Source organism: Nonomuraea sp. NPDC051298, assembly GCF_055586305.1.
The window spans coordinates 53,416-75,498 of the sequence record NZ_JBVJIM010000013.1 but is presented as its reverse complement, the minus strand read 5'-3'; the positions used below and the strand labels follow the sequence as shown (position 1 = coordinate 75,498).

Here is a 22,083-nt window from a genome sequence, read left to right as displayed (position 1 = left end):
CGCGGCGCGCACCGGGGATGATGAGATCCATGCCAGACAATCGCCTCCGGGACGACCTGCAGGCCACCTTCGACGCGCGCCGCGACCTGGGTCCTGACTACGAAGCCGCGCTCATCGACTCGTTCGTCGAGCGCCTCGACGCCACGATCACCCATCGGGTCCGGGCCGAGCTGGACCAGCACGGCGCCCTCCCCGCTCCCAAACGGCGGCGGCAGAGCGGCCATCCGATGGTCCCGATCGTGCTCGGCTCGCTCGCCATCGGCGTGCCGCTGACGGCCATCGCGGCCGACGGCGCGGGGCCCGCCGGGCTGCTGGTGACGTGGCTGGCCATCGTGGTCGTCAACATCGCGGCCGCCATGGCCACGATGCGCCGCCCCTAGGAGCCCTTAGGAGCCCCGCGACAGGGCCTGCGGGCCGGTCAGACCTCGCGGTGGTAGCGCAGCCGCACCTCGGCGGCCAGCGTCTCGTCCTCGTGCTCCAGCCCGTACGTCCAGACCCGGCCGGCGTCCTCGTCCCTCCCCCGCAGCGGCAGCGTACGGGCGAGCAGCTCGATGGCCAGCGCCCCGGTCCGCGGATCCGCCCCGGCCTCCACGCTCTCGGCGAACTCCGCGCAGGCGAGCTCCAGGTGCGCGATGCCGAGCCGGACGCGCAGACCGGGCACCTCGTCCCCGGGGGCGAACTCCAGGGCGTCCAGCAGCACCTCGGCGGCCGCTCCCGGCTCTCCGTGCTCCAGCAGCAGCTCGGCCAGTTGCTGGGCGGCGTGCGCGCCGATCTGGTCGTCGCCCGCCTCCAGCCCGGCGCGGACGGCCGAGCGCAGCTCCTTCTCGGCCTCGTCGAGGTGGCCGGCCGCCGGGTCGTCCGTCTCCATGGCCAGCCGGGCCAGCGCGAGATGGGCCAGCGGCACGTACGCGGCCGTGCCGACCCCCAGCACGGCCTGCCAGGCGGCCCTGGCCTGCTCGGCGCGCCCCTCCCGCTCGAAGCCCTGGGCCAGGTGGCAGGCGGCCTGGGCGGCGTATTCCGGGTGGCCGGTGGCCAGGGCCGCCCGCGCGGCGGCCCTGGCGGCCTCGACGTCGCCGCGCTGCTCCAGCACCACGGCCAGGCCGACGGCGGCCTGCGCCCGGTCGGGCTCGTCGGGGTCGGCGGCGAGCCGGCCCAGGATGGCGGCGGCGGCGTCGAGGTCACCGCGTTCGGCCAGGAGGCGGGCGGTGTCGAGAGGCGGGGTCTCCAGCTCTGAGGACGTCAAGGGAGCTCCTAGGGGCGGCGGTCGCACCGAGCCTAACGACTTCTGGCGATCATGTCTGCTCACTTGACGCCGAAGGACTGGGTCGTCTCCCCGGCAGGTCCCCTCAGTCCTCGTACGCCTCCAGCGGCGGGCAGGAGCACACCAGGTTGCGGTCACCGTGGGCCTGGTCGATGCGGCGCACCGGCACCCAGTACTTCCCGTCGCGCAGGGACGGCAGCGGGTAGGCCGCCTCGCCGCGCGTGTACGGGTGCGGCCACTCGTCGGCGCTGACCGACTCGGCCGTGTGGGGCGCGTTGCGCAGCGGGTTGTCGACCTTGTCGTAGGCGCCGGAGGCCACCTTGGCGATCTCGCCGCGGATGGCGACCATCGCGTCCACGAACCGGTCCAGCTCGGTGAGGTCCTCGCTCTCGGTCGGCTCGATCATGAGCGTCCCTGCCACGGGGAAGGACATGGTCGGCGCGTGGAAGCCGTAGTCGATGAGCCGCTTGGCCACGTCGTCCACGGTGACGCCGGTCTCCTTGGTGATCTGGCGCAGGTCGACGATGCACTCGTGCGCGACCAGGCCGCCGCGGCCGGTGTAGAGCACCGGGTAGTGCGGGGACAGCCGCCTGGCCAGGTAGTTCGCCGAGAGGATGGCCTGCTCGGTGGCGGCCTTGAGCCCCTCCGCGCCCATCATCCTGACGTACGCCCACGAGATCGGCAGGATGCCCGCCGACCCGTACGGGGCCGCGGAGACGGGGCCGACCGGCGCGTCGTCGTGCAGGGGGTGGCCGGGCAGGTAGGCGGCCAGGTGGCCGCGGACCGCGACGGGCCCGACGCCGGGGCCGCCGCCGCCGTGCGGGATGCAGAAGGTCTTGTGCAGGTTGAGGTGGGACACGTCGGCCCCGAAGTCGCCCGGCCTGGCCAGGCCGACCAGCGCGTTGAGGTTGGCGCCGTCCACGTACACCTGGCCGCCGGCCTCGTGCACCTTGGCGCACACCTCGGTGATGCTCTCCTCGTACACGCCGTGCGTGGACGGGTACGTCACCATGATCGCGGCCAGCGCGGCACGGTGCTTGTCGATCTTGGCGTCGAGGTCGGCCAGGTCCACGTTGCCGTCGTCGTCGCAGGCCACGACCACGACGCGCATGCCGGCCATGACGGCGCTGGCGGCGTTCGTGCCGTGGGCGGAGGACGGGATGAGGCACACGTCGCGCCCCTCGTCGCCGTTGGCGCGGTGGTAGGCGCGGATGGCCAGCAGCCCGGCGAACTCGCCCTGCGAGCCCGCGTTCGGCTGGATGGAGACGGCGTCGTAGCCGGTCACCTCGGCCAGCCAGCTCTCCAGCGTGCCGATCAGGTCGCGGTAGCCCTCGGCCTGGTCGGCCGGCGCGTACGGGTGGATGGCGGCGAACTCGGGCCAGGTGATCGGCTCCATCTCGGTGGTCGCGTTCAGCTTCATCGTGCAGGAGCCGAGCGGGATCATCGAACGGTCGAGCGCGATGTCCTTGTCCTGCAGTCTGCGCAGGTAGCGCAGCATCGCGGTCTCGGAGCGGTGGCTGCGGAAGACCGGGTGGGTCAGGTACGCGCTCTCGCGCCGCAGCGTGGCGGGCAGCGCGTCGGGGGCGTTCCCGGCGTCGACGTCGCCGCCGACGATCACCCCGAAGGCGGCCCATACCTTGGCCACCTCGGCGGCGCCGGTCTTCTCGTCGCAGGCGACGGAGACGTGGTCGGCGTCCACCTGCCACAGGTTGACGCCCCGCTCGACGGCGGCGGCGACCACCTCGGCGGCCCGGCCGGGCACGCGGGCCAGCACGGTGTCGAAGAACTCGCCGTGCACGACCTCCACGCCCGCGCCGCGCAGCCCCTCGGCCAGGGCGGTGGCGTGGCGGTGCACGCGGTGGGCGATGCGGCGCAGGCCGTCGGGGCCGTGGTAGACGGCGTACATGCTCGCGATGACGGCCAGCAGGACCTGCGCGGTGCAGATGTTGCTGGTGGCCTTCTCGCGGCGGATGTGCTGCTCGCGGGTCTGCAGGGCCAGGCGGTAGGCGGGGTCGCCGTCGGCGTCCACCGACACGCCCACCAGGCGGCCGGGGAGCTGGCGCTGCAGCCCCTCCCGTACGGACATGTACGCCGCGTGCGGCCCGCCATACCCGAAGGGCACCCCGAACCGCTGCGAGGACCCGATCGCGATGTCGGCGCCCAGCTCGCCGGGGGCGGCCACCAGCGTCAGGGACAGCAGGTCGGCGGCGGCCACGACGAGCGCCCCGGCCTCATGGGCGGCGGCGGCCACGGCGCGGAAGTCGCGCAGCCGCCCGGACGCGCCCGGATACTGCACGAGCAGGCCGAAGCACTCGGGCAGGTCCCCGTCGAGCGTGTGCTCCACGAGCCGGATGCCGAGCGGCTCGGCCCTGGTGGCGAGCACGGCCTTGGTCTGGGGCAGCGCGTCGGCGTCCACCACGAACACGTCGCTCTTCGACCGGCCGGCCCGGCGGGCCAGCGTCATGGCCTCGGCCGCGGCCGTGCCCTCGTCCAGCAGGGACGCGCCCGCCACGGGCAGGCCGGTCAGGTCGGAGACGACGGTCTGGAAGTTCAGCAGCGCCTCGAGGCGGCCCTGCGAGATCTCCGGCTGGTACGGGGTGTAGGCGGTGTACCAGCCCGGGTTCTCCAGCAGGTTGCGCCGGATGACGGCGGGCGTCACGGTGTCGTGGTAGCCCAGGCCGATCATGGAGGTGAGCACCCGGTTGCGCCCGGCCAGCGCGCCCAGTTCGGTGATGGCCTCGGCCTCGCCGATCGCGGCGGGCAGCCGGAGCCGGTCCTTGGCCCTGATGGCCTCGGGCACGGCCACCGCCACCAGGTCCGCGACGGATTCGAAGCCGACGGCCTCGAGCATGCGCTGCTGCTCGGACTCCGACGGCCCGATGTGCCTGGACGAGAACGGCGGAGCTGACAGATCGGTCATGGGGTGTGCCTCCCGAGGCTTATGGAGACCGGCGCCAGGGCGCGGGCGTGCCGGGTCTCCCCCTCTGTCAGCGCGGGCCCGCGATGTGCACGGTGCCGCGACCTGAGAGCTTCACCCCGCGGTAGGGCTTGCACCGTCGGTGAGGCACGCCTGGCGGGCGCGCCTGCTTTCCAGAGTTGCCTCGCCCGAGCGGTACAGATGCCTGAGAGATTCCGGGGAGGGTTGCTCCTTCGGCGCCCCGGCGCCCTGGGGGCCCGGGGACTCTCCCGCACGGGGTCGTCAGCCTTGCTGTCCTAGATTACTACGGTAAGCCGCGAATGCCGCTCACCGCACCGCACGCCCCCTTCCGCACGTCGCAAAGTCTTCGCCGTGAGGCGGAGGTCGCGGGCACGAGGCCCGCCAGGCGCTCCGGAGCGACGGACGGTGCCCGCCTCGGCGGGCACTCAGGAGCCGTAGGTCACGGGAGCGCGGTGTGGCGGGTGCGGCCAGAGTGGCGGTGTGGCCAAAGTGGGAGGTGCGGCCGGGGTGGCGGGAGTTGCGCGGTGGCCGGGCTGGGCCATGTGTGGCCAGGTTCTGCCGTGTGTGGCCAGGTTCTGCCGTGTGTGGCTGGGTTGTGCCACGTGTGGCTGGACTGTGCGATGTGACGTGGCATGGAGGCCGGTGAGGCGCTCGGCGCCGATGCGGGAGGCGTCCATGGGGGCGGCGGCGCCCCGGGCGCGAGGCCCCGTCCAGGCGCGGGAGGGGCCGTCGAAGAGGGTCGGAGGCGGCTAGCCGATGCGCCGGGCGCGGCGGCGGCGGGCGAGTTCGTCAGCGGGATGGTCGGCCGGGACGGTGTCCTCGACCGCCGCGCGTTCCCCCGGCAGCTCCGCGAGGGAGCCCTCGACCTCCCGCCAGACCCGCCCGAGCGCGATGCCGAACACGCCCTGGCCGCCCTGGAGCAGGTCGATCACCTCGTCGGCCGAGGTGCACTCGTAGACGCTGACGCCGTCGCTCATGAGCGTGATCTGCGCGAGGTCGGCGACCCCGCGGTCACGCAGGTGCTGGACGGCCGTACGGATCTGCTGCAGGGACACCCCGGTGTCGAGCAGCCGCTTGACGACCTTGAGCACCAGGATGTCGCGGAAGCTGTAGAGCCGCTGGGAGCCGGAGCCGTGGGCGGCTCTTATCGTGGGCTCCACCAGGCCCGTGCGCGCCCAGTAGTCGAGCTGCCTGTAGGTGATGCCGGCCGCCGCACAGGCCGTCGGCCCACGGTAACCGATGTCGTCCGGCAGTGCCGCCGGCTGTTCGTCGAAGAGCAGGCCCTGCTCCCCGGCACGCTGCCGCGCGCTCTCGCGCCGCACCGGATCTTCCTGGCCGGCCGTCTTTCCCTCGCCGCTGCTGACCGCCACGCGGACCTCCGGCTTTCTCTCATCCCGCGGCCTGATCTGGGGGTTCGTAAAGGGCGACCACGGGTTTCACTTGCACCGTAGGACCGTGACCATGCTCAGTCAACGATCCGGCTCGGCGCGTCGTGAAGCGTAAATGCACTGAAATACCTACCCCGCCCTGCCGAAGTCTTCGGGAGTGATCGTGTCAAGGAACTCCCTGAACTTCTCCACCTCGTCCTCCTGGTCGTCGGGGATGATCACCCCGGCCTCCTGGACGACCTCTTCGCTGGCGAAGATACGCGCCCCGGTGCGCAGGGCGAGCGCGATCGAGTCGGATGGCCGCGCGCTCACCTCGACCCCGTTGGAGAACACCAGGTCGGCGAAGAAGATGCCGTCGCGCAGGGCGACGATGTTGACCGCGCGCAAGCCGACACCCAGCGCGCTCAGCACGTCTCGGAAGAGGTCGTGCGTGAGCGGTCTCGGCGGCGGCTCCTCAGCCTGGGCCAGGGCGATGGCCGTGGCCTCCGTCATGCCAATCCATATAGGAAGGAACCGCTCCCCGTGTGCCTCCTTGAGCAAGACGATCGGCTGATTTGTGGGCATTTCTACTCGAACGCCCACGACCTCCATCTGCAACACGGGCTGCTCCGTATTCCTGACCGGTCACCCGGCACAGCTCTTCGATCATCGCTTCTGTTGACTGGCTACTGCACTTCAACGTAACACCCAGCGGGCCTGGAATGCGCCCTCGCCTCCCAGCCCGCTACGGTCTCAGCGCCCCAGGACCGATCGGACGCCCGTCCGCACAAGGGATGCGTGCAGGTCGAGCAGGAGCGTGGACAGCTCTCTGGCGACCTCGTCGGCCTCGCCGATGGCCCCGGGGGCGCGCCGCTTGAGAATGGGCGCGACGGCCTGCTCGACCAGCCCCGCCTCACGCTCGGCGGCGGCCTTGACCGCACGCAGATGGCGGGCGTGCAGGCCGAAGCGGGCCAGGGCGCCCACGGTGCGGGCCACCTTGAGCGCCTCCTCGTCGTAACGTCTGGCCACGGGGGCCAGCAGGCCGTAGTCTTCGAGCTCGCCGAGCGTCTCGTCGTCGATCCCGGCGGCCTCGATCAGCTCGGCCCGGCTGAGCCTGACCTCCTGGGCCTGCTGCACGGCGCGCGGCAGGCCGAAGCTCTCCGCCATCTTGTCCTTGATCACCCGCAGCGGCAGGTAGTGGTCACGCTGCTCGGTGAGGATGAACCGGAGCTGCTCCACGTGCAGGTGCGTGAACTTGCGGTAACCGGAGGGGCTGCGCTCGGGCTCGATCAGCCCTTCGCCCTCCAAGAACCTGATCTTGGAGATCGTCACATCGGGGAACTCGCCCTGCAGGAGCGCGAGCACCTCCCCGATGCTCATGTACGAGCGTGCCGCCTGGGAAGTCATACGCCGGCGTGGCCGCGCATCAGGAAGAGGAGGCGGAACTTGCCGATCTGCACCTCGTCTCCGGAGTGCAGGGGAACCTCCTCGATCCGCTCCCGGTTGACGTAGGTGCCGTTGAGGCTGCCCACGTCGCGCACCGAGAACTGGCCGCCGCGGTGGCGGTAGAACTCGACGTGCCGGCGGGAGACCGTGATGTCGTCGAGGAAGATGTCGCTCTCGGGATGCCGCCCGGTCGTCGTCAGCTCTTTGTCGAGCCGGAAGCGACTGCCCTGGTTGGGCCCCCTGGTCACGGTGAGCAATGCCGTGCCCGGCGGCAGTTGCTCGACGAGCGCCCGCTCGGCCAGGAGCATGTCGCCTGTCTCAGCCTCGTACGCCTCGATTCCCGCGACGGAGATCGTCGACGTGGTGTCCCCGGAGACCTCGGGCCTGGTCAGCGGTGACCCACAACGGGAACAGAAACGGGCATCCTCGGGGTTGGCGTGCCCGCACTGCGTGCAGTAGACGCTCGGCATCGATCGGCTCGGCCTCCTACCGCGAAGACGCGGCGACGGTGCTCAGGGGCGCGCCTCGCTTCGCTTTTTCAAGTTTGCGAATGCCGCAACTTACGCTGATCAGCGGCAAAGGTCAAGGCGGGGCGCTGCACTGTGGTTCGGACGCAGACAAAGTTACCGTCGCCCCCGCCCCGTGGTCCATGCCGCCGCGCGTTTCTACATTACGATCTTGCGGCACTCTCTGGGCACATCATCGGCAAACCCTTTCCGATCACGCTATGTGACAGGGCCGGTCCGCGGCCCAGGAACGGCTCGTTTCGCGGCCCGTTCCACGATGCGGGCCCACCGTTCGAGCAGGGACTGGGCGGCGTCCAGGTCCGCGGCCTCGGCCCACAGACCGGTGACGGGCTCGGCGGCGGCGGGCAGCACCAGCACCCAGCTCCCGTCGTCGCGGGTCACCCGCACGCCGTCGGTGGTGTCGACGCGGCGCCCGCCCGGCTCGGACTCGGCCGCCTCGATGACCGAGCGCATGACCGCGCCCTTGGCCGCCCACGGCGTGGGCACGGTACGCCGGAGCTGACGCACCTCGGGGATCCTGGCGTCGATCTGGCTCAGCGACAGCCGGGTGCGGGCGACCAGGCCCAGCAGGCGCAGGAACGCCGCCAGGCCGTCGATGGCGTGGCTGAACTCCGGCACCACGAACCCGCCGCGCCCGTCGCCCGCGAAGATCATGTCGGGTCCGGCGGCGGCCGAGGTGAGGGCGTCGAGCGCGGTGGGGGTCCACTGCACCTGTACGCCGTGGAAGCGGCAGACCTGCTCGGCGACCCTGGTCGTGGTGACCGGCAGGGCCACCCGGCCGCCCCTGCGCTCGGCGGCGACCAGGTCGAGCACGACCAGCAGGGCGCGTTCGTCGTCGATGAGCCGGCCCCGCTCGTTCACCAGGGCGATGCGCTCGCCGACCGGGTCGAAGCGCACACCGAACGCCGCCCGCGAGGAGCTGACCAGCTCCGACAGGCGTTGCAGGCCACGGCGGCGCTCGGCCAGCGTCTCGGTGGGCGAGACGTCGTCGAGGCGGGCGTTGACGGTGAGCACCTCGACGCCGACGCGGCCGAGCAGGGAGGGCAGCACCAGCGAGGAGGTGCCCCCGGCGCAGTCGACGACGACCTTCATGTCGCCGACGCCGTTCACGCCGACGGTGCGCAGCAGCTCGTGGGTGTAGTCCTCCACGGCCCTGGAGGGATAGGCCAGCTCAGCGATCTCGCCGGGGAACGCGCGGCGGAACTCCTGGCGGGAGAAGACCCGCTCCAGCTTGCGCTGGGCGGCCGGGGGCAGGTCGGCGCCCCGGTCGTCCATGACGACGATGTCCACGCTCTGCGGGTCTCCGGGGGTCGTGCGCAGCGCAAGGCCGCCCGCGGCCGACACCCTGGCCGTGTGGAAGCGGGCGACGGGCAGCGGCGCGGCCTCCAGGTCGAGCACGTTGATGGCGCTCGCGGTGAGCGCGCCGATGACGGCCCGCTTGAGCGCCCTGGCGGCGAGCGAGCAGTCGCGGGAGGTGACGACGTACTCGCCCTTGCGCAGGGTGGTGGCGTACGCGCCGGCCAGGCGGACGCACAGCTCGGCGGTGATCTCGACGTTGACCAGGCCGCTGACGCCCCTGGGGCCGAACAGGCCGCGCCGGCCGCGCGACTCCCAGATGACGCTGGTGTTGACGACCGCGCCGGCCTCGATGGTCTTGAAGGGGTAGACCTTGACGCCGCTGGAGACGTACGCCTCGGCCTCGATGACGCACTCGTCGCCGATGATCGCGTTCTCCTCGATCCGGGCGCCGGCCATCACGTCGGTGCTCTTGCCGATGACGCAGCCGCGCAGGTGGGCGCCGGGGCCGAGGTAGACGTTGTCGTGCACGACCGCGCGGTGCAGGACGGCGCCCTCGCGGACGACGGCGTTGTTGCCGAGCACGGTGAACTCGCGCAGTTCGGCGCCCGCCTCGACCTTGGCGTAGTCGCCGATGAGCAGCGGGCCCCTGAGCACGGCGTCGGGGTCGACGGTGGCGGAGCCGGCGACCCAGACGCGGGGCGACAGCTCGAAGCCGCCGAGGTCCAGCTCGACCCGGCCGGACAGGGCGTCGGCCTGGACCTTGAGGTAGCTGTCGTGGGTGCCGACGTCCTCCCAGTAGCCGTCGGCGACGTAGCCGTAGATGGGGGCGCCGCGCTGGAGGAGGTCGGGGAAGACGTCGGAGGACCAGTCGACCGGCTCGCCACGGGCCACGGCGTCGAGGACCTCCGGCTCCATGACGTAGACGCCGGTGTTGACGGTGTCGGAGAAGACCTGGCCCCAGGTGGGTTTCTCGAGGAAGCGCTGGACGCGGCCCTCCTCGTCCACGATGATGATCCCGAATTCGAGGGGGTTGGGGACTCGCTTGAGCCCGATGGTCACTAAAGCCTGATTTTCGCGGTGAAAGCGGATCATGTCGGATAAATCGATATCCGTTAGCGCATCGCCGGAGATCACGAGAAATCGGGCGTCGCGGAGGCGGTCGGCGGCGTTCTTGACGCTGCCCGCGGTGCCCAGGGGGAGGTCCTCGGTGGCGTACTGGAGGCTCATGCCCAGCTCGTCGCCGTCGCCGAAGTAGTTGCGCACCAGGGCGGCCAGGAACTGCAGGGTCACCACGGTCTCGGTGATGCCGTGCCGCCTGAGCAGGCGCAGGACGTGCTCCATGATCGGGCGGTTGGCCACCGGGAGCAGGGGTTTGGGCTGGTTGGCGGTCATCGGACGCAGCCGAGTGCCCTCCCCGCCCGCCATGACGACCGCCTTCACCCGATCACTCCTTCTTGGCCGCCTTCACCAGTTGGCGCACCTGCACCACGTACAGCAGGCCCGACCACCAGTACAGTCCCGTTCCCCAGAGCGCGAATGCCCACCCGACAATTTGCGCTGTTTCGGCATACCATCCGGCGTGGGAGGCAAGGAAGAGGAGGGGGAAGGCGTACATGAGATTGAACATGGCGGCCTTGCCCAGGAAATGCACTTGAAGTGCCTTATAGCCATGTTTGCGAAGTACGGGGGCGAAACTCGCGACGAAGAGTTCCCGCCCGAGGATGACGACGACCAGCCACCACGGGATCACGTCACGCAGCAGGAGGCCCAGGAGGGTGGCGAACACGTAGAGCTTGTCGGCGGCCGGGTCGATGATCCGCCCGAGCCTGCTGGTCTGGTTGAACGCGCGCGCGATCTTCCCGTCGAGCCAGTCGGTGAAACCCGCCACCGCGAGGAGCCCGATGGCCCACCCGTCCGCCTTGGGCCCGAGCACCAGCCAGAGGAACACGGGAACGCCCAGGAGGCGCAGGAAGCTCAGCAGGTTGGGGACCGTCCAGATTCGGTCCTCGGCGGAAGTTTCACTCACGCTGCAGACCCTACTGCGTGGAACTCCGCCGTAGCGGGCCGCCTCTGACCGGCCTTCGCGGGGCGGCTCCGGCCCCTTCGAGCCCGCCCGCCCGCTCAGCGGTCGAGGGCCGTCAGGAAGCCGCGGGCGCGCTCCTGATCCCCGGTCGCTCCACCGCGCTCCGGCTCCCCTGTCGCACCGTCGTGCTCATGGCCCTTGGCGCGGTCATCCGCCGATCTTGCCGACCGCCCGCAGGAACGCCTCGATCAGGGCGGAGTCCTTCACGCCCGGCGCGGTCTCCACGCCGCTGGAGACGTCGACCCCCCACGGCCCGGCGGCCGCGATCGCCTCGCCCACGTTGGCGGGGTCGAGGCCGCCCGCCAGCAGCCAGTGCCCGGAGGGCCGGCCGCGCACGGCCGCCCAGTCCCACGGCTGCCCGGAGCCCGCGTGGGGCGCGTCGACGATGAGCAGGTCTTCGTCGTAGGCGCCGCAGCGCAGGTCGGCCTGCGCGTCGACGGCCCTGACCAGGCGCACCCCGAGGTCCTTCAGCGCGGTGAAGTCGCGGTGCGGGTGCTTGCCGTGCAGTTGGGCCGCGCGTACGCCCGAGGCCAGCACCGCCTCCCTGACCGTCTCGGGGTCCTCGCCACGGAACACGCCGACGGTGAGCACGTGCCCGGGGACGAGCGCGGCCAGCTCCGCCGCGCGTTCGGGCGTCACCCGGCGAGGGCTGCGGGTCAGGACGAACCCGATGGCGTCGGCGCCCGCCTCGACGGCCGTGGCCACGTGCTCGGGCTCGCTCAACCCGCAGATCTTCACATACACGTCTCCGACCTTAGCGGTGGCGGGCGGCTGCCGGGGCCAGGACACGGCTCAGGCCGCGGGGCCGCCGCGCGGCTGCCGTACGGGGCGGAAGGAGGCGTCCACCAGGCCGGTGCGGTGGGCGACGACGGCGGCCTGGATGCGGTTGCGCAGGCCCAGCTTGTCCATCGCGGCGGCGATGTGGGTCTTGACCGTGGTGACGCCGACGTGCAGTTCCTCGGCGATCTCCGCGTTGGACAGGCCGGTGCCGACCAGGGCCAGCACCTCCAGCTCGCGCTCGGTCAGCCCAGGCGGCGCCGCCGGGGCGGCCTGCTCCTCCGCGGCCAGGAACCGCTCCACGACACGGCGCAGCACCGAGGGCGCGAGGAGCTGCTCCCCCGCCGCCGCCCGGCGCACGGCGTCGACCATGCGCTCCGGGTCGTCGTCCTTGACCAGGAAGCCGACCGCGCCCGCGCGCAGGGCGGCGTAGACGTTGCCGTCCTCGGCGAACGTGGTCAGCACCACGATCCTGGCCCCCGGACGGGACGCGAGCACCCGCCTGATCGCCTCCAGGCCGTCGACCCTCGGCATGCGCAGGTCCATGAGGATCACGTCGGGCAGGTGGCGCTCCGCCAGGCGCACCGCCTCGGCGCCGTCCTCGGCCTCGCCCACGACCTCCATGTCGCCCGTGGCCTGCAGCAACATCCGTACGCCCGCGCGTACGAGCGCCTGGTCGTCGGCCACCACCACGCGGATCATGCCGCGTTCCCCCTGCTGTTCCCCCTGTTGCCGCCCCTGCCGCTGCCCCGTCTGCCGCCCTGCCTGTCTCTCTGCTTGTCGCCCTGCCCGGTCCCCTGCCCGGTCCCCTGGCCGTTGCCCTGGGGGGCGCCCTGCGACAGGCGCGTGGGCAGGTGGGCGGCCAGCAGCCAGCCGCCCTCCCCGTCGGGGCCGGCGCTGAGGGTGCCGCCCAGCGCACGCACCCGCTCGCGCATGCCGGCCAGGCCGCGCCCGGAGGGGGGCAGGCGTTCGATGGCGGTGGGCGGACGGCCGTTGCGGACCTCCACGGCCAGCCCCTCGTCCGAGGGGGTCACGGAGACGCGGACCCGGGTGCCGGGGCCTGCGTGCTTGAGCACGTTGGTGAGTCCTTCCTGGACGATGCGCGCCGCGGAGGCACGCGCGATGAGCGGGGCCTGGTCGGTCACCGGGTCGAGGACGAGGTCCACGACCAGCCCGGCGGCCGACATGCGCTCGGCCGACTCGCGTACCACGTCGGCGGGGTTGGCCAGCAGGTCGGGCTGGCGGTCGGGGTCGCGCAGCAGGTCGAGCAGGTCGCGCAGGTCCTGCAGCACCTGGTGGCCGGTCTGGCGGATGTCGTCGAGCGCGTCGGCGACCGGGCCGTCGGGGGCGGTGTAGCGGGCGGCCCCGGCCCGCAGCACCATGGCGCCGACGTGGTGGGCGACGATGTCGTGCACGTCGCTGGCGATGCGCTCCCGCTCGGCGAGCTGGTCGGCGCGCACCTGCGCGACCGCGGCGCGGGCCGCCTCCTCGGCGCGCAGCCGCTCGGAGGCCGCGGCGTGGCGGCGCATGCCCAGGTAGCGGCCGATCGCGATGGGGGTGGCGACCAGCGTCATGAGCACGCCGACGCGGAAGGCGGTGATGTCGGTGTCGTCGCCGACGACGGCGATCGCGGTCAGCAGGCAGCCCGTCATGTACGCGGCGATCGTCCAGGCCCAGGACACCACCCGCATGGCGAACACCCCGACCGCGATCAGGGTGAGGATCACGCACGTGTTGACCGCTTCGTTCAGATAGGTGTCGGCCGAGACGAGCAGCACGCCCTGAAGCAGGAAGACCAGGCCGGGCAGCCGCCTGGCGACGCCCAGCGACAGCCCGCCCACCACGGCCAGCAGGCCGACCACCCAGACCGGCAGGGTGCCCGAGTGCCAGGTGGTCCAGGTGCTGAGCACGGTGATCGCCACGCCGCCCGCGGCGAGCAGCGCGTCGGGGGTGACGTCGCGCTCGTCGAGCCGCTCTGCCGAGCTGCGCAGGTACGCGCCGATCACGGCGGGGAAGACGGGCAGCAGCACGGAGTAGACCCACAGGTTGCCCGAGAGCGGGACACCCGGGTCGGCGATGTTGAGCGCGGTCGCGGCGATGCCGGCGACCACGGCCAGGGCGGCGGCGCGGAAGCCGGCGCGGTAGCCGACCACGCCCAGCGACACGCAGAGGAGGATCTGAGCGGTGTTGGAGGTGAACGACCCGAGCAGGTCGGTGGCGGCCAGGAACGCCGCCAGGTAGAGGGTGACGGGGACCGGCCAGCGGCGCACCAGCCCCATGGGCAGGCCGACCAGCAGGGCCATCGGAATGCTCAGCATCGCGGGCAGGTGCTCCGTGTCGCCCGCGTGCGCGGTGGTCAGCAGGTCGAGACCCACTCCCGAAGCCGCGAGCAGGACATCCAGCGGCAGACCACGCCAACGCATGGACACACCGTATCCGCCACGTGCGATGCCCCGATCCTCCGCGCGGAGGACCCCGCCTCCTCCAAGTGGCCGCAGGTCCGCCCGGACGGGGGAGCAACGCGGGCCGGTCGCGGCCCTAGGTTTCGGGGCATGCCCAACGACACCGCGGTTTTCCTCGGCCAGTTCCTGCGCTCCCCCGCCTCCATCGGCGCGGTCGCGCCCAGCTCGCGGCGGCTGGCCTCGGCGGTCTGCGCCCCGATCCCGGAGCGGGGCGAGCCGATCGTGGTGGAGCTCGGGCCCGGTACCGGCCCGTTCACGGCGGAGATCCAGCAGCGGCTGGGCGGGCGCGGGCACCATCTGGCCGTGGAGCTGAACGAGGCGATGGCGGGGCTGCTGGCCGAACGCTATCCCGCGGTGGACGTGGCGAACGACGACGCCTCGCGGCTGAGCGACCTGCTGGCCGAGCGCGGGCTGGGGCCGGCGGAGGTGGTGGTGAGCGGGTTGCCGTGGGCGGCGTTCCCCGAGGTGTTGCAGCACGAGCTGCTGGGGGCGGTGACGGGGGCGATGAGCCCGGGGGCGGCGTTCACGACGTTCTCCTACATTCACGCCATCCCGCTCAGCTCGGCGCGGCGGTTCCGCGCGCTGCTGGCCGAGCGGTTCGAGGAGGTCGTGCCTGGGCGTACGGTCTGGCGCAACACCCCTCCGGCCTTCGTCTTCCACGCCCGCAGGCCCCGCTGAGCCACCCGCTGAGCCGCCCGCCGGGTGCGCGTGGGGCGCGGGTGACCGGTGTTCAGGTGGTTGCCCGTGCGGTGTCCGGGTGGCGGGCAGGCCGCAGATGAGCGGGGTGTCCGGGCCGCCCGACCGGCGCCCGGATCGAGCGGGCCGCGCCCTTGTGGCCGGGAGGCTGCTGCTCAACCTCCTCGGGGCACGAGCGCCCGGACCTCCCGCGGCTTTCGCTGCGGCCGTTGCCCTGTGGCACATCTCTTGCTCTGTGGCACTTCTCGCCGCGGCCTTGTCGCGGCCTGCCGCCGGTCGATCACGTCGCCTCCATGATCGAGCTCGCGGCGGGCGTGCGGATGGCTGACCTCCTCCTCTGCTGCCTCGTGGACGCCGACAACCGCACCAGCCACGGGAATGCCCCTGCCCGGTGGTCCGAGGCGGCGTTCTCGGCCTCGGCGAGCAGGGCCCTGATCTCCTGGTGCCGGCGCAACAGGTCCACCCTGTCGTTGTCCTTCATGAGGCCCGCCTACCCGAGGGCCGGACGAGCACACCAGCCGGTCAGCCGAACGACGGGGGCCGCTTGTCCCGCAGCGCGCGTACGCCCTCCGACACGTCGGGGCCGGTGAAGCCGAGGAACTCCATCGCGAGCGAGGCGTCGAACGACGGGCCCGCCAGGCGCAGCCAGTTGTTGAGCGAGTATTTGGTGAGCCTGATCGCCTCCTGGGCGCCCGCGGCGAGCCGGACGGCGATCTCCATCGCCTTGTCCTGCACCTCGTCGTCGTCGACGCAGAGACTCACCAGGCCCATCCGCTCGGCCTGCTCGCCCGAGACGGGCTCGCACAGCAGAAGGTGGTATTTGGCCTTGGCCAGGCCGCACAGCAGCGGCCAGACGATCGCGGCGTGGTCGCCGGCCGCGACCCCGAGCCGGGTGTGGCCGTCGATGATGCGCGCCGTGCGGCCCGCCACGGAGATGTCGGCCAGCAGCGCCACGGCCAGCCCGGCGCCCACGGCCGGCCCCTCGACGGCGGAGACGACCGGCTTGGAGCAGTTGAGCACGTTGTAGACGAGGTCGCGGGCCTCGGCGAACACGCGCAGCCGGGTGGCGTGGTCGCGCGTCATCTCCTCGATCATGGACAGGTCGCCGCCCGCCGAGAACGCCCGGCCCTCACCCCTGACCACGATCGCGCGCACGGCGTCGTCGCGGTCGGCGTCGCGCCAGATCTCGCCCAGCTCGCGGTGGGCGGTGGCGTCGACGGCGTTGAGCCGCCCCGGCTCGCTGATCGTGACGCGCAGCACGCCCTCGGCCGGGTGGTCGAGGCGCAGCTTGGCGTAGCGCTGGTAGACGTCGTTCACCAGGACTCCCGGAGCCGGTCCGCGACGTATTCGCGGGCCTCGACGGCCTGGTCGAACAGGCCGGGCAGGACGAAGAAGCTGTGCACCGCGCCCTCGAACCTGCGCAGCTCCGCCGGGACGCCCGCCTCGGCCAGCCGGGCGGCGTAGCGCTCGCCCTCGTCGCGGAGCACGTCGTACTCGGCGGTCACGACGGTGGCCGGGGCCAGGCCGGAGACGTCGGGCAGGCGCAGCGGGGACAGCAGGGGGTCGGCCGGGTCGACGCCGTCGGCGTACTGGCGGGCGAACCAGGCCATCTCGTCGGCGTCGAGCCCGTAGCCCTTGGCGTGCAGGACGTAGCTGGGCGTGTCCATGGCCACGTCGAGCACCGGGTTGACGAGCACCTGGTGCGCCAGGCTCAGCCCGGCGTCGCGGGCCTGCCAGGCAGCCACTGCGGCCAGGTTGCCGCCCGCGCTGTCGCCGATCACGGCCACGCTGCCGTTGCTCTGATAGAAGGCGGGGCGGGCGAAGATGTCGCGCACCACCGTCCACGCGTCGTCGACGGCGGCCGGGAACGGGTGCTCGGGGGCCAGCCGGTAGTCGACCGAGACCACCACGGCGCCGGTGCGGATGGCCAGGTCGCGGCCGACCGGGTCGTTGCGCTTGACGCTGCCGAAGACCCAGCCGCCGCCGTGGAAGTAGACCAGGACGGGCAGCAGGCCGTCGCCGGGGTCGGCCCGGTAGATGCGGATCGGCACGCCCTCCGCCTGCTCGTCGCGGACGAAGGGCAGCTTCGTCTGCGGCCCGCGGTGGCCGGCCAGGGTGTCGTGCGCACGCATCTCCCCGATCCGGGCCGGATCGAGGAGCGCCAGGTCGGTGTTGAGATCCGACGGATTCCTGGCGACGTACTCGCGTGCCTGGGGGTGCAGCGGCATGATCGCAGCCTAGCGGGCCGCCTCGATGAACGCATCGAAGAGCCGGGTGTCGGTCCCTCTTTCCGGGTGCCACTGGACGCCCACGCCGAAGCGGAGTCCCTGCAGTTCGACGCCCTCCACGATCTGGTCCTCGGCCCAGGCCACGGCCAGCAGGCCGGTGCCGAGGCGGCGTACGGACTGGTGGTGGGGGGCGTTGACCTCGACCCGGTCGCCGAGGGCCTTGCCGAGCTTGCTGGAGACGCTGACCTGGATCGTGTGGGCACCCCCGGGCTCGGCGTGGCGGTCGCTGTCGAGCACCTCGGGCAGCCACGGGATGAGCGTGCCGCCCTGGGCGACGTTGAGCACGTGCATGCCGCGGGCGATGGCCAGGATGGGCAGGTCGGCGCGGACGGCCGCCCGCGCCAGGGCCAGCTCGGAACGGTCGCGGTGGGCCTGCGGCTCCTGGGCGCGCGAGTCGGGCTCGCCGTTGTAGGCGTCGGCGCCGACCGGCACGCCGCCGGCCAGGACGAGGCCCTTCAGCCCGCGTACGTAGTCGTCGGCCGCCTGCGGACCGAGCGGCGGAACCAGGACCGGCGCGCCCCCCGCCCGCCCCACCGCCTTGGCGTAGGACGGCGGGGACAGCACGGCCTCGCGCACCCATTCGCCCCAGCGGGCTGCTTCGAAGTAGGAGGTGATACCGATCAGCGGTCGGGACATGCGACCTCCAGGGGGCATGGTGGAGTCGTGCGGCCGTCGGCAGGTTCTGCGGGTGACGGTCGCATGCCCCATCATGGCGCACAGTCTTTCCGGTTTGTCACCCATCCCAAAGATCCCCGCCCATCCTTTGCCTCCCCCGGCAGGTGACTCGCCCGATTCCGCCCACCTCATCCGGATCTTGCGGAGCCGGCCGAGCGCGGCCCCGGTCCCGCTCACCGCGCCCGGCGGAGTTCAGGGGAGGCGGGCGGTGGTCTCGGTGATCACCTGGGTGAGGATGGACGCCTTTCCCGGCTGGGCGTCGAGGAGGGCGTCGAGGCGGGCGCGCCAGGCCCCCGCCTCCGCGTACACCGCGTCGGCGTCCGCCTGGAGCCGCAGCCGCGTCTCGCAGAGCTGGAGCTGATACATGAGCCCCAGGTAGTGCCCCACCGTGTCGCTGAGCCACCAGTAGGCGTCCGTGGTGGCGGCGAAGGCGAACGTTCGCGCGCCTTCCCAAGCGACCCGCCTGGGATGCAGGACTGCCATGGCCGGATCGTACGCCCCCGCGCAGGCCACGGAAACCGCTTTCACCCGGCCGTCCTCACCGGCCACCGCCCGCCTCGGTGAGGGCCAGTGCCTGGCCGAGCATCTCGGCGAAGACCTCGACCGGCTGGGCCCCCGAGACGGCGTACCGCTCCCCGAAGACGAACGTCGGCACCCCCGACACGCCCAGCTCCCTCGCCCGCCGCTCGTCGGCCCTGACCTCGTCGGCGAAGGCGTCGCCGTCGAGCACGGCCCGGGTGGCGGCGGGGTCCAGGCCGCCCTCCTCCGCCAGCCGGACGAGGGTGGCGAGGTCGGACATGATCGCCCCCTCGGCGACGTAGGCGCTCATCAGGCGCTCGCGCACCCGCTCTCTCCTGCCCTCCCTGTCGGCGTACCGCATCAGGCGATGGGCGTCGAAGCTGTTGACGGCCCTGGCCCGGTCGAGGCGGTAGACGAGGCCCTCCTCGGCGGCCAGTTGGGTGAGCATGGCCATGCGGCGGTCGGTCTCGGCCCGGTCGCCCCCGAGATCGCGGTGGCTGCGTTCCGGCAGGGTGAGCGAGGGCTCGCGACTGCCGTCGGGGTCGAGCTCGAAGCTGCGCCACCGCACCCGTACGCGGTCGCGCCCGGGGAAGGCGGCCAGCGCCTGGTCGAACCGGCGCTTGCCGACGTAGCACCAGGGGCAGACGAGGTCGGACCAGATGTCGACGGTCAATGTGGTCATGCGGCCCACGTTACGGCAGCAGCTTACTCTTCGTAAGTACGTACCTTTGGGTAAGCTCAGCGGATCGCCCGCGCCGAGGTCTTCCAAGAGCCTCGCGCTCCCCGAAGAATACGAATATTAGTGATATTCGCATTCGGCGCCCGAAATGCCGTGCACATAGCGTGCGGAGAATCACGAAACCACTACTGATAGTTGGGCTTCGCACCGTATTGGGGGAAACGGTTGTGACGCGTCATCGGCGGTGTAAGACTCGATTTCGAGCGCAGGGCATGCCGGGGAGGGGTCCGGCGCTCGCGACCCGGAGCGTCAGGGAGGTGAACGACGAGGACCGGAAATTGTCTCCGGTCGAAAAGTGGGGATTGGATATATGTCGTTGAATCCGCGCCTGGTGAAAGAGAGTTTCTCTGTCGTCGAGCCACAGGCCGACAAGGCCACGGCCTACTTCTACGGCCGGCTGTTCGCCGAGAACCCGCACTTACGGGGCATGTTCCCGCCGGCCATGGACGTCCAGCGAGACCGCCTGTTCAGCGCGCTGACCAGGATCGTGTGGAGCCTGGACAGCCCGGACAGCCTCGCGGCCTTCCTCGGTCAGCTCGGCCGCGACCACCGCAAGTACGGCGTGCTCTCCGAGCACTACACGGCCGTCGGCAACGCCCTGCTGGCCACCGTCCGGTGCTTCGCCGCGGACGTGTGGACCCACGAGATCGAGGCGGCCTGGGTGGCGGCGTACACGGCCGCCGCCGATCTCATGATCGAGTCGGCCGAGTCGGACGCGGGGACCTCCCCCGCCTGGTGGCCGGCCGAGGTGGTCGACCACGAGCTGCGCCACCCGGACATCGCGGTGGTCACGCTGCGGCCCGCGCAGCCGCTGCCGTACCTGCCGGGCCAGTACGTCACCGTGCAGACGGCCCGCTGGCCGCGCGTGTGGCGGACGTACTCGGTCGCCAACGCGCCGCGCCCCGACAACACGATCAGGCTGCACGTGCGGTCGGTCCCCGGCGGCTGGGTCTCGACCACCCTGATCAGGGACACCCGCATCGGCGACACCCTCATGCTGGGCCCGCCGATGGGCACGATGACGCCGGACGAACAGAGCGAGCGCGACGTGCTCTGCGTGGCGGGCGGCACGGGCCTGGCGCCGCTGAAGGCGATCGTCGAGTCCGTCATCGCCTCCGGGCGGCGTCCCGGCATCCACCTGCTCCACGGCGCCCGCACCGCCGCCGAGCTGTACGACCTGCCCGACCTGATCAGGATGGAGTCGTCGTTCCCCTGGCTGCGGGTGCTGCCGGTGGTGTCCGACCAGCCCGCCTACGACGGCATGCGCGGCCACCTGCCCGAGGTCGTGCAGCGCTTCCACCGCTGGGACGAGCACGACGTGTACGTGTGCGGCCCGCACGCCATGGTCAACGAGACGGTACGCCGCCTCCAGGCCGACGGCGTGCCGCTCACCCGCATCCACCGGGACACCGTCCCCGGCGAGCACTGACCCGCGGGCGGGGAGGGGAAAGGGGGTGGGAGACAGGCGTCGTCCGGGGCGGGGAGGTTGACAGCGCGCGCCGGACGGTGCCATCTGGATATTGACCCGCCAAGCGGAGGCGGGCCAAGTGGAGGTGGACTGTGCCATCCCCCGCCCGGCGCCGAGGAATCGGCGGACTCGTCACCGTCATGGCCGCGACACTGCTGCTCGCCTCCGGTCCCTCCGCCTCGGCGGAGGGCGTCCGGCTGACCGAGATCGGCTCCGACGCCTACGCCAACGCCACCAGCCAGCACGGCACCCAGACCGGGCCCGACACGTTCCACTGGGGCTCGACCATCGTGACCGCGCAGCAGACGGGCCGCTTCCACGACGCGGGGGCCTCCGGCGTCGCGTTCGCGACCTCCGGCGACGACGGGGGCACGTGGGCGAAGGGCGTGCTGCCGGGGCTCACGGTGTTCGGCGGAGGGCCGTACGCGCGGGTCAGCGACCCGTCCGTGGCCTTCGACGCCCGGCACGGCGTGTGGCTGGTCTCCTCGCTGGCGCTCGACGACGCGGGCGGCGCGGTGTCGGGGGCGGCGGTGCTGGTCAGCCGCTCCACGGACGGCGGGCTCACCTGGGGCGCCCCGGTCACCGCCGCCTCCGGGGGCGACCTGGACAAGAGCTGGGCCGTGTGCGACAACTCCGCCGCCAGTCCGTACCACGGCCGGTGCTACGTCGTCTTCGACGACCACGGCGCGGGCAACACGATCAAGGTCGCCCGTTCCTCCGACGGCGGCCTGACCTGGGCCGTCACCGAGACCTCCGCCACCGGTCTCGGCGGGCAGCCGGTGGTGCGGCCGGGCGGGGCCGTAGTGGTGCCGTACCTGAGCAACGACGGGGAGATCCGCTCGTTCCGCTCCCGCGACGGGGGAGCGAGCTGGGACGAGAGCGTGCTGGTCTCGTACGTGCAGCGGCACCCGGTGGCGGGCGGGCTGCGGGCCGCGCCGCTGCCGTCGGCCGAGACGGACGCGGACGGCACCGTGTACGTCGCCTGGCACGACTGCCGCTTCCAGATCGGCTGCGCGGGCAACGACATCGTGCTGAGCCGTTCCGCGACCGGCGCGGCCTGGGGCGACGTGCTGCGGGTCACCAAGGACGGCGGCGACCACTTCATCCCCGGCCTGGGCGTCGACCGTGCGAGCGCGGGCGGCAGGGCGCGGCTCGCGGTGGCGTACTACCGGTTGCCCGAGGCCGCCTGCACGCCCGCGACCTGCCGGCTCACGGTCGCCTACACCTCTTCCGCCAACGGCGGGGCGAGCTGGTCGGCGCCGGTGGAGCTGCACGGGCCGATGGCGGTCGACTGGCTGGCCGCCGGAGCCCAGGGGCGCACGGCGGGCGACTACCTGTCCACCTCGGTGGTGCCGGGCGGCAACGCCTTCCCGGTGTTCGCGGTCGCCGCGGCGCCCTCGGGCGGGGCGCTCAGCGTACGGACGCACACGGTGACGGGCGGCCTGCCGATCACGGGCGGAGAGCCGCCCACGGTCGCCATCGACGCGGCCATCGCGAGCGGCGACCCTCCGTCGCCCTTCCTGCCCACGGCCCGCTGA

The 22,083-nt window shown here is 72.4% G+C and carries 21 protein-coding genes and 1 riboswitch; of the genes, 4 read left to right on the top strand and 17 right to left on the bottom strand.

The window, feature by feature from the left end:
• The first annotated feature begins 29 nt into the window (after window positions 1-29).
• On the top strand, window positions 30-380 hold the full coding sequence (locus ACZ6S0_RS32010; RefSeq protein WP_465923028.1) for a hypothetical protein: 351 nt from the start codon (window positions 30-32) through the stop codon (window positions 378-380).
• 38 nt (window positions 381-418) lie between these two features.
• Here the strand turns inward: ACZ6S0_RS32010 and ACZ6S0_RS32005 are convergent, their stop codons facing one another.
• The 11 genes from ACZ6S0_RS32005 to ACZ6S0_RS31955 form a co-directional block, all read right to left on the bottom strand.
• Window positions 419-1,243: a tetratricopeptide repeat protein gene (locus ACZ6S0_RS32005; protein WP_465923027.1), complete on the bottom strand. Its 825-nt coding sequence runs from the start codon at window positions 1,241-1,243 to the stop codon at window positions 419-421.
• Between the two features lie 103 nt (window positions 1,244-1,346).
• Entirely contained in the window at window positions 1,347-4,181 is a 2,835-nt protein-coding gene (gene gcvP, locus ACZ6S0_RS32000; protein ID WP_465923026.1) for an aminomethyl-transferring glycine dehydrogenase, read from the bottom strand.
• A 180-nt stretch (window positions 4,182-4,361) separates the two neighbouring features.
• Window positions 4,362-4,460, bottom strand: a riboswitch (glycine riboswitch).
• A 488-nt stretch (window positions 4,461-4,948) separates the two neighbouring features.
• On the bottom strand, window positions 4,949-5,569 hold the full coding sequence (locus ACZ6S0_RS31995; RefSeq protein WP_465923025.1) for a MerR family transcriptional regulator: 621 nt from the start codon (window positions 5,567-5,569) through the stop codon (window positions 4,949-4,951).
• Between the two features lie 147 nt (window positions 5,570-5,716).
• A complete protein-coding gene (locus ACZ6S0_RS31990) occupies window positions 5,717-6,187 on the bottom strand; it encodes a bifunctional nuclease family protein (protein WP_090771501.1) in 471 nt (156 codons plus the stop codon).
• Between the two features lie 132 nt (window positions 6,188-6,319).
• Entirely contained in the window at window positions 6,320-6,946 is a 627-nt protein-coding gene (gene ftsR / locus ACZ6S0_RS31985) for a transcriptional regulator FtsR (RefSeq protein ID WP_344887947.1), read from the bottom strand.
• A gap of 23 nt (window positions 6,947-6,969) precedes the next feature.
• Window positions 6,970-7,482 carry an FHA domain-containing protein gene (locus ACZ6S0_RS31980; protein WP_344887944.1) on the bottom strand — a complete coding sequence of 171 codons (513 nt, stop codon included), beginning with the start codon at window positions 7,480-7,482 and terminating at the stop codon, window positions 6,970-6,972.
• 255 nt (window positions 7,483-7,737) lie between these two features.
• On the bottom strand, window positions 7,738-10,278 hold the full coding sequence (locus ACZ6S0_RS31975; protein ID WP_465923024.1) for a sugar phosphate nucleotidyltransferase: 2,541 nt from the start codon (window positions 10,276-10,278) through the stop codon (window positions 7,738-7,740).
• 4 nt (window positions 10,279-10,282) lie between these two features.
• On the bottom strand, window positions 10,283-10,864 hold the full coding sequence (locus ACZ6S0_RS31970; RefSeq protein WP_465923023.1) for a CDP-alcohol phosphatidyltransferase family protein: 582 nt from the start codon (window positions 10,862-10,864) through the stop codon (window positions 10,283-10,285).
• 204 nt (window positions 10,865-11,068) lie between these two features.
• Window positions 11,069-11,665: a phosphoribosylanthranilate isomerase gene (locus tag ACZ6S0_RS31965; protein ID WP_465923022.1), complete on the bottom strand. Its 597-nt coding sequence runs from the start codon at window positions 11,663-11,665 to the stop codon at window positions 11,069-11,071.
• 48 nt (window positions 11,666-11,713) lie between these two features.
• Window positions 11,714-12,400 carry a response regulator transcription factor gene (locus ACZ6S0_RS31960; RefSeq protein WP_344887933.1) on the bottom strand — a complete coding sequence of 229 codons (687 nt, stop codon included), beginning with the start codon at window positions 12,398-12,400 and terminating at the stop codon, window positions 11,714-11,716.
• Complete coding sequence (locus ACZ6S0_RS31955; RefSeq protein WP_465923021.1) at window positions 12,397-14,121, bottom strand: sensor histidine kinase; 1,725 nt, start codon at window positions 14,119-14,121, stop codon at window positions 12,397-12,399. The genes ACZ6S0_RS31960 and ACZ6S0_RS31955 overlap by 4 nt, the downstream gene beginning before the upstream one ends.
• A 129-nt stretch (window positions 14,122-14,250) precedes the next feature.
• Between ACZ6S0_RS31955 and ACZ6S0_RS31950 the strand changes: the two genes are divergently transcribed.
• Window positions 14,251-14,838 (top strand): class I SAM-dependent methyltransferase, encoded by a 588-nt coding sequence (locus ACZ6S0_RS31950; protein ID WP_465923020.1) that lies wholly within the window; start codon window positions 14,251-14,253, stop codon window positions 14,836-14,838.
• 298 nt (window positions 14,839-15,136) lie between these two features.
• On the opposite strand, the gene ACZ6S0_RS31945 is transcribed toward ACZ6S0_RS31950, so the two are convergent.
• The 6 genes from ACZ6S0_RS31945 to ACZ6S0_RS31920 all read right to left on the bottom strand — a co-directional run bounded on the left by ACZ6S0_RS31945 (window position 15,137) and on the right by ACZ6S0_RS31920 (window position 19,020).
• Window positions 15,137-15,337, bottom strand: coding sequence for a hypothetical protein (locus ACZ6S0_RS31945; RefSeq protein ID WP_465923019.1), 201 nt, complete (start codon window positions 15,335-15,337; stop codon window positions 15,137-15,139).
• Between the two features lie 41 nt (window positions 15,338-15,378).
• Window positions 15,379-16,173 carry an enoyl-CoA hydratase/isomerase family protein gene (locus ACZ6S0_RS31940; RefSeq protein WP_465923018.1) on the bottom strand — a complete coding sequence of 265 codons (795 nt, stop codon included), beginning with the start codon at window positions 16,171-16,173 and terminating at the stop codon, window positions 15,379-15,381.
• Window positions 16,170-17,084 carry an alpha/beta hydrolase gene (locus ACZ6S0_RS31935; RefSeq protein WP_465923017.1) on the bottom strand — a complete coding sequence of 305 codons (915 nt, stop codon included), beginning with the start codon at window positions 17,082-17,084 and terminating at the stop codon, window positions 16,170-16,172. Before ACZ6S0_RS31935 ends, ACZ6S0_RS31940 begins: the two co-directional genes overlap by 4 nt.
• A gap of 9 nt (window positions 17,085-17,093) precedes the next feature.
• A complete protein-coding gene (locus ACZ6S0_RS31930; RefSeq protein WP_465923016.1) occupies window positions 17,094-17,780 on the bottom strand; it encodes a gamma-glutamyl-gamma-aminobutyrate hydrolase family protein in 687 nt (228 codons plus the stop codon).
• A 231-nt stretch (window positions 17,781-18,011) separates the two neighbouring features.
• Window positions 18,012-18,302 carry a hypothetical protein gene (locus ACZ6S0_RS31925; RefSeq protein ID WP_465923015.1) on the bottom strand — a complete coding sequence of 97 codons (291 nt, stop codon included), beginning with the start codon at window positions 18,300-18,302 and terminating at the stop codon, window positions 18,012-18,014.
• 55 nt (window positions 18,303-18,357) lie between these two features.
• Entirely contained in the window at window positions 18,358-19,020 is a 663-nt protein-coding gene (locus tag ACZ6S0_RS31920; RefSeq protein WP_465923014.1) for a DsbA family oxidoreductase, read from the bottom strand.
• 388 nt (window positions 19,021-19,408) lie between these two features.
• On the opposite strand from ACZ6S0_RS31920, the gene ACZ6S0_RS31915 reads away from it, so the two are divergent.
• Entirely contained in the window at window positions 19,409-20,506 is a 1,098-nt protein-coding gene (locus ACZ6S0_RS31915) for a globin domain-containing protein (protein WP_465923013.1), read from the top strand.
• 179 nt (window positions 20,507-20,685) lie between these two features.
• Window positions 20,686-22,083, top strand: a complete 1,398-nt coding sequence (locus ACZ6S0_RS31910) for a sialidase family protein (RefSeq protein WP_465923012.1) — start codon at window positions 20,686-20,688, stop codon at window positions 22,081-22,083.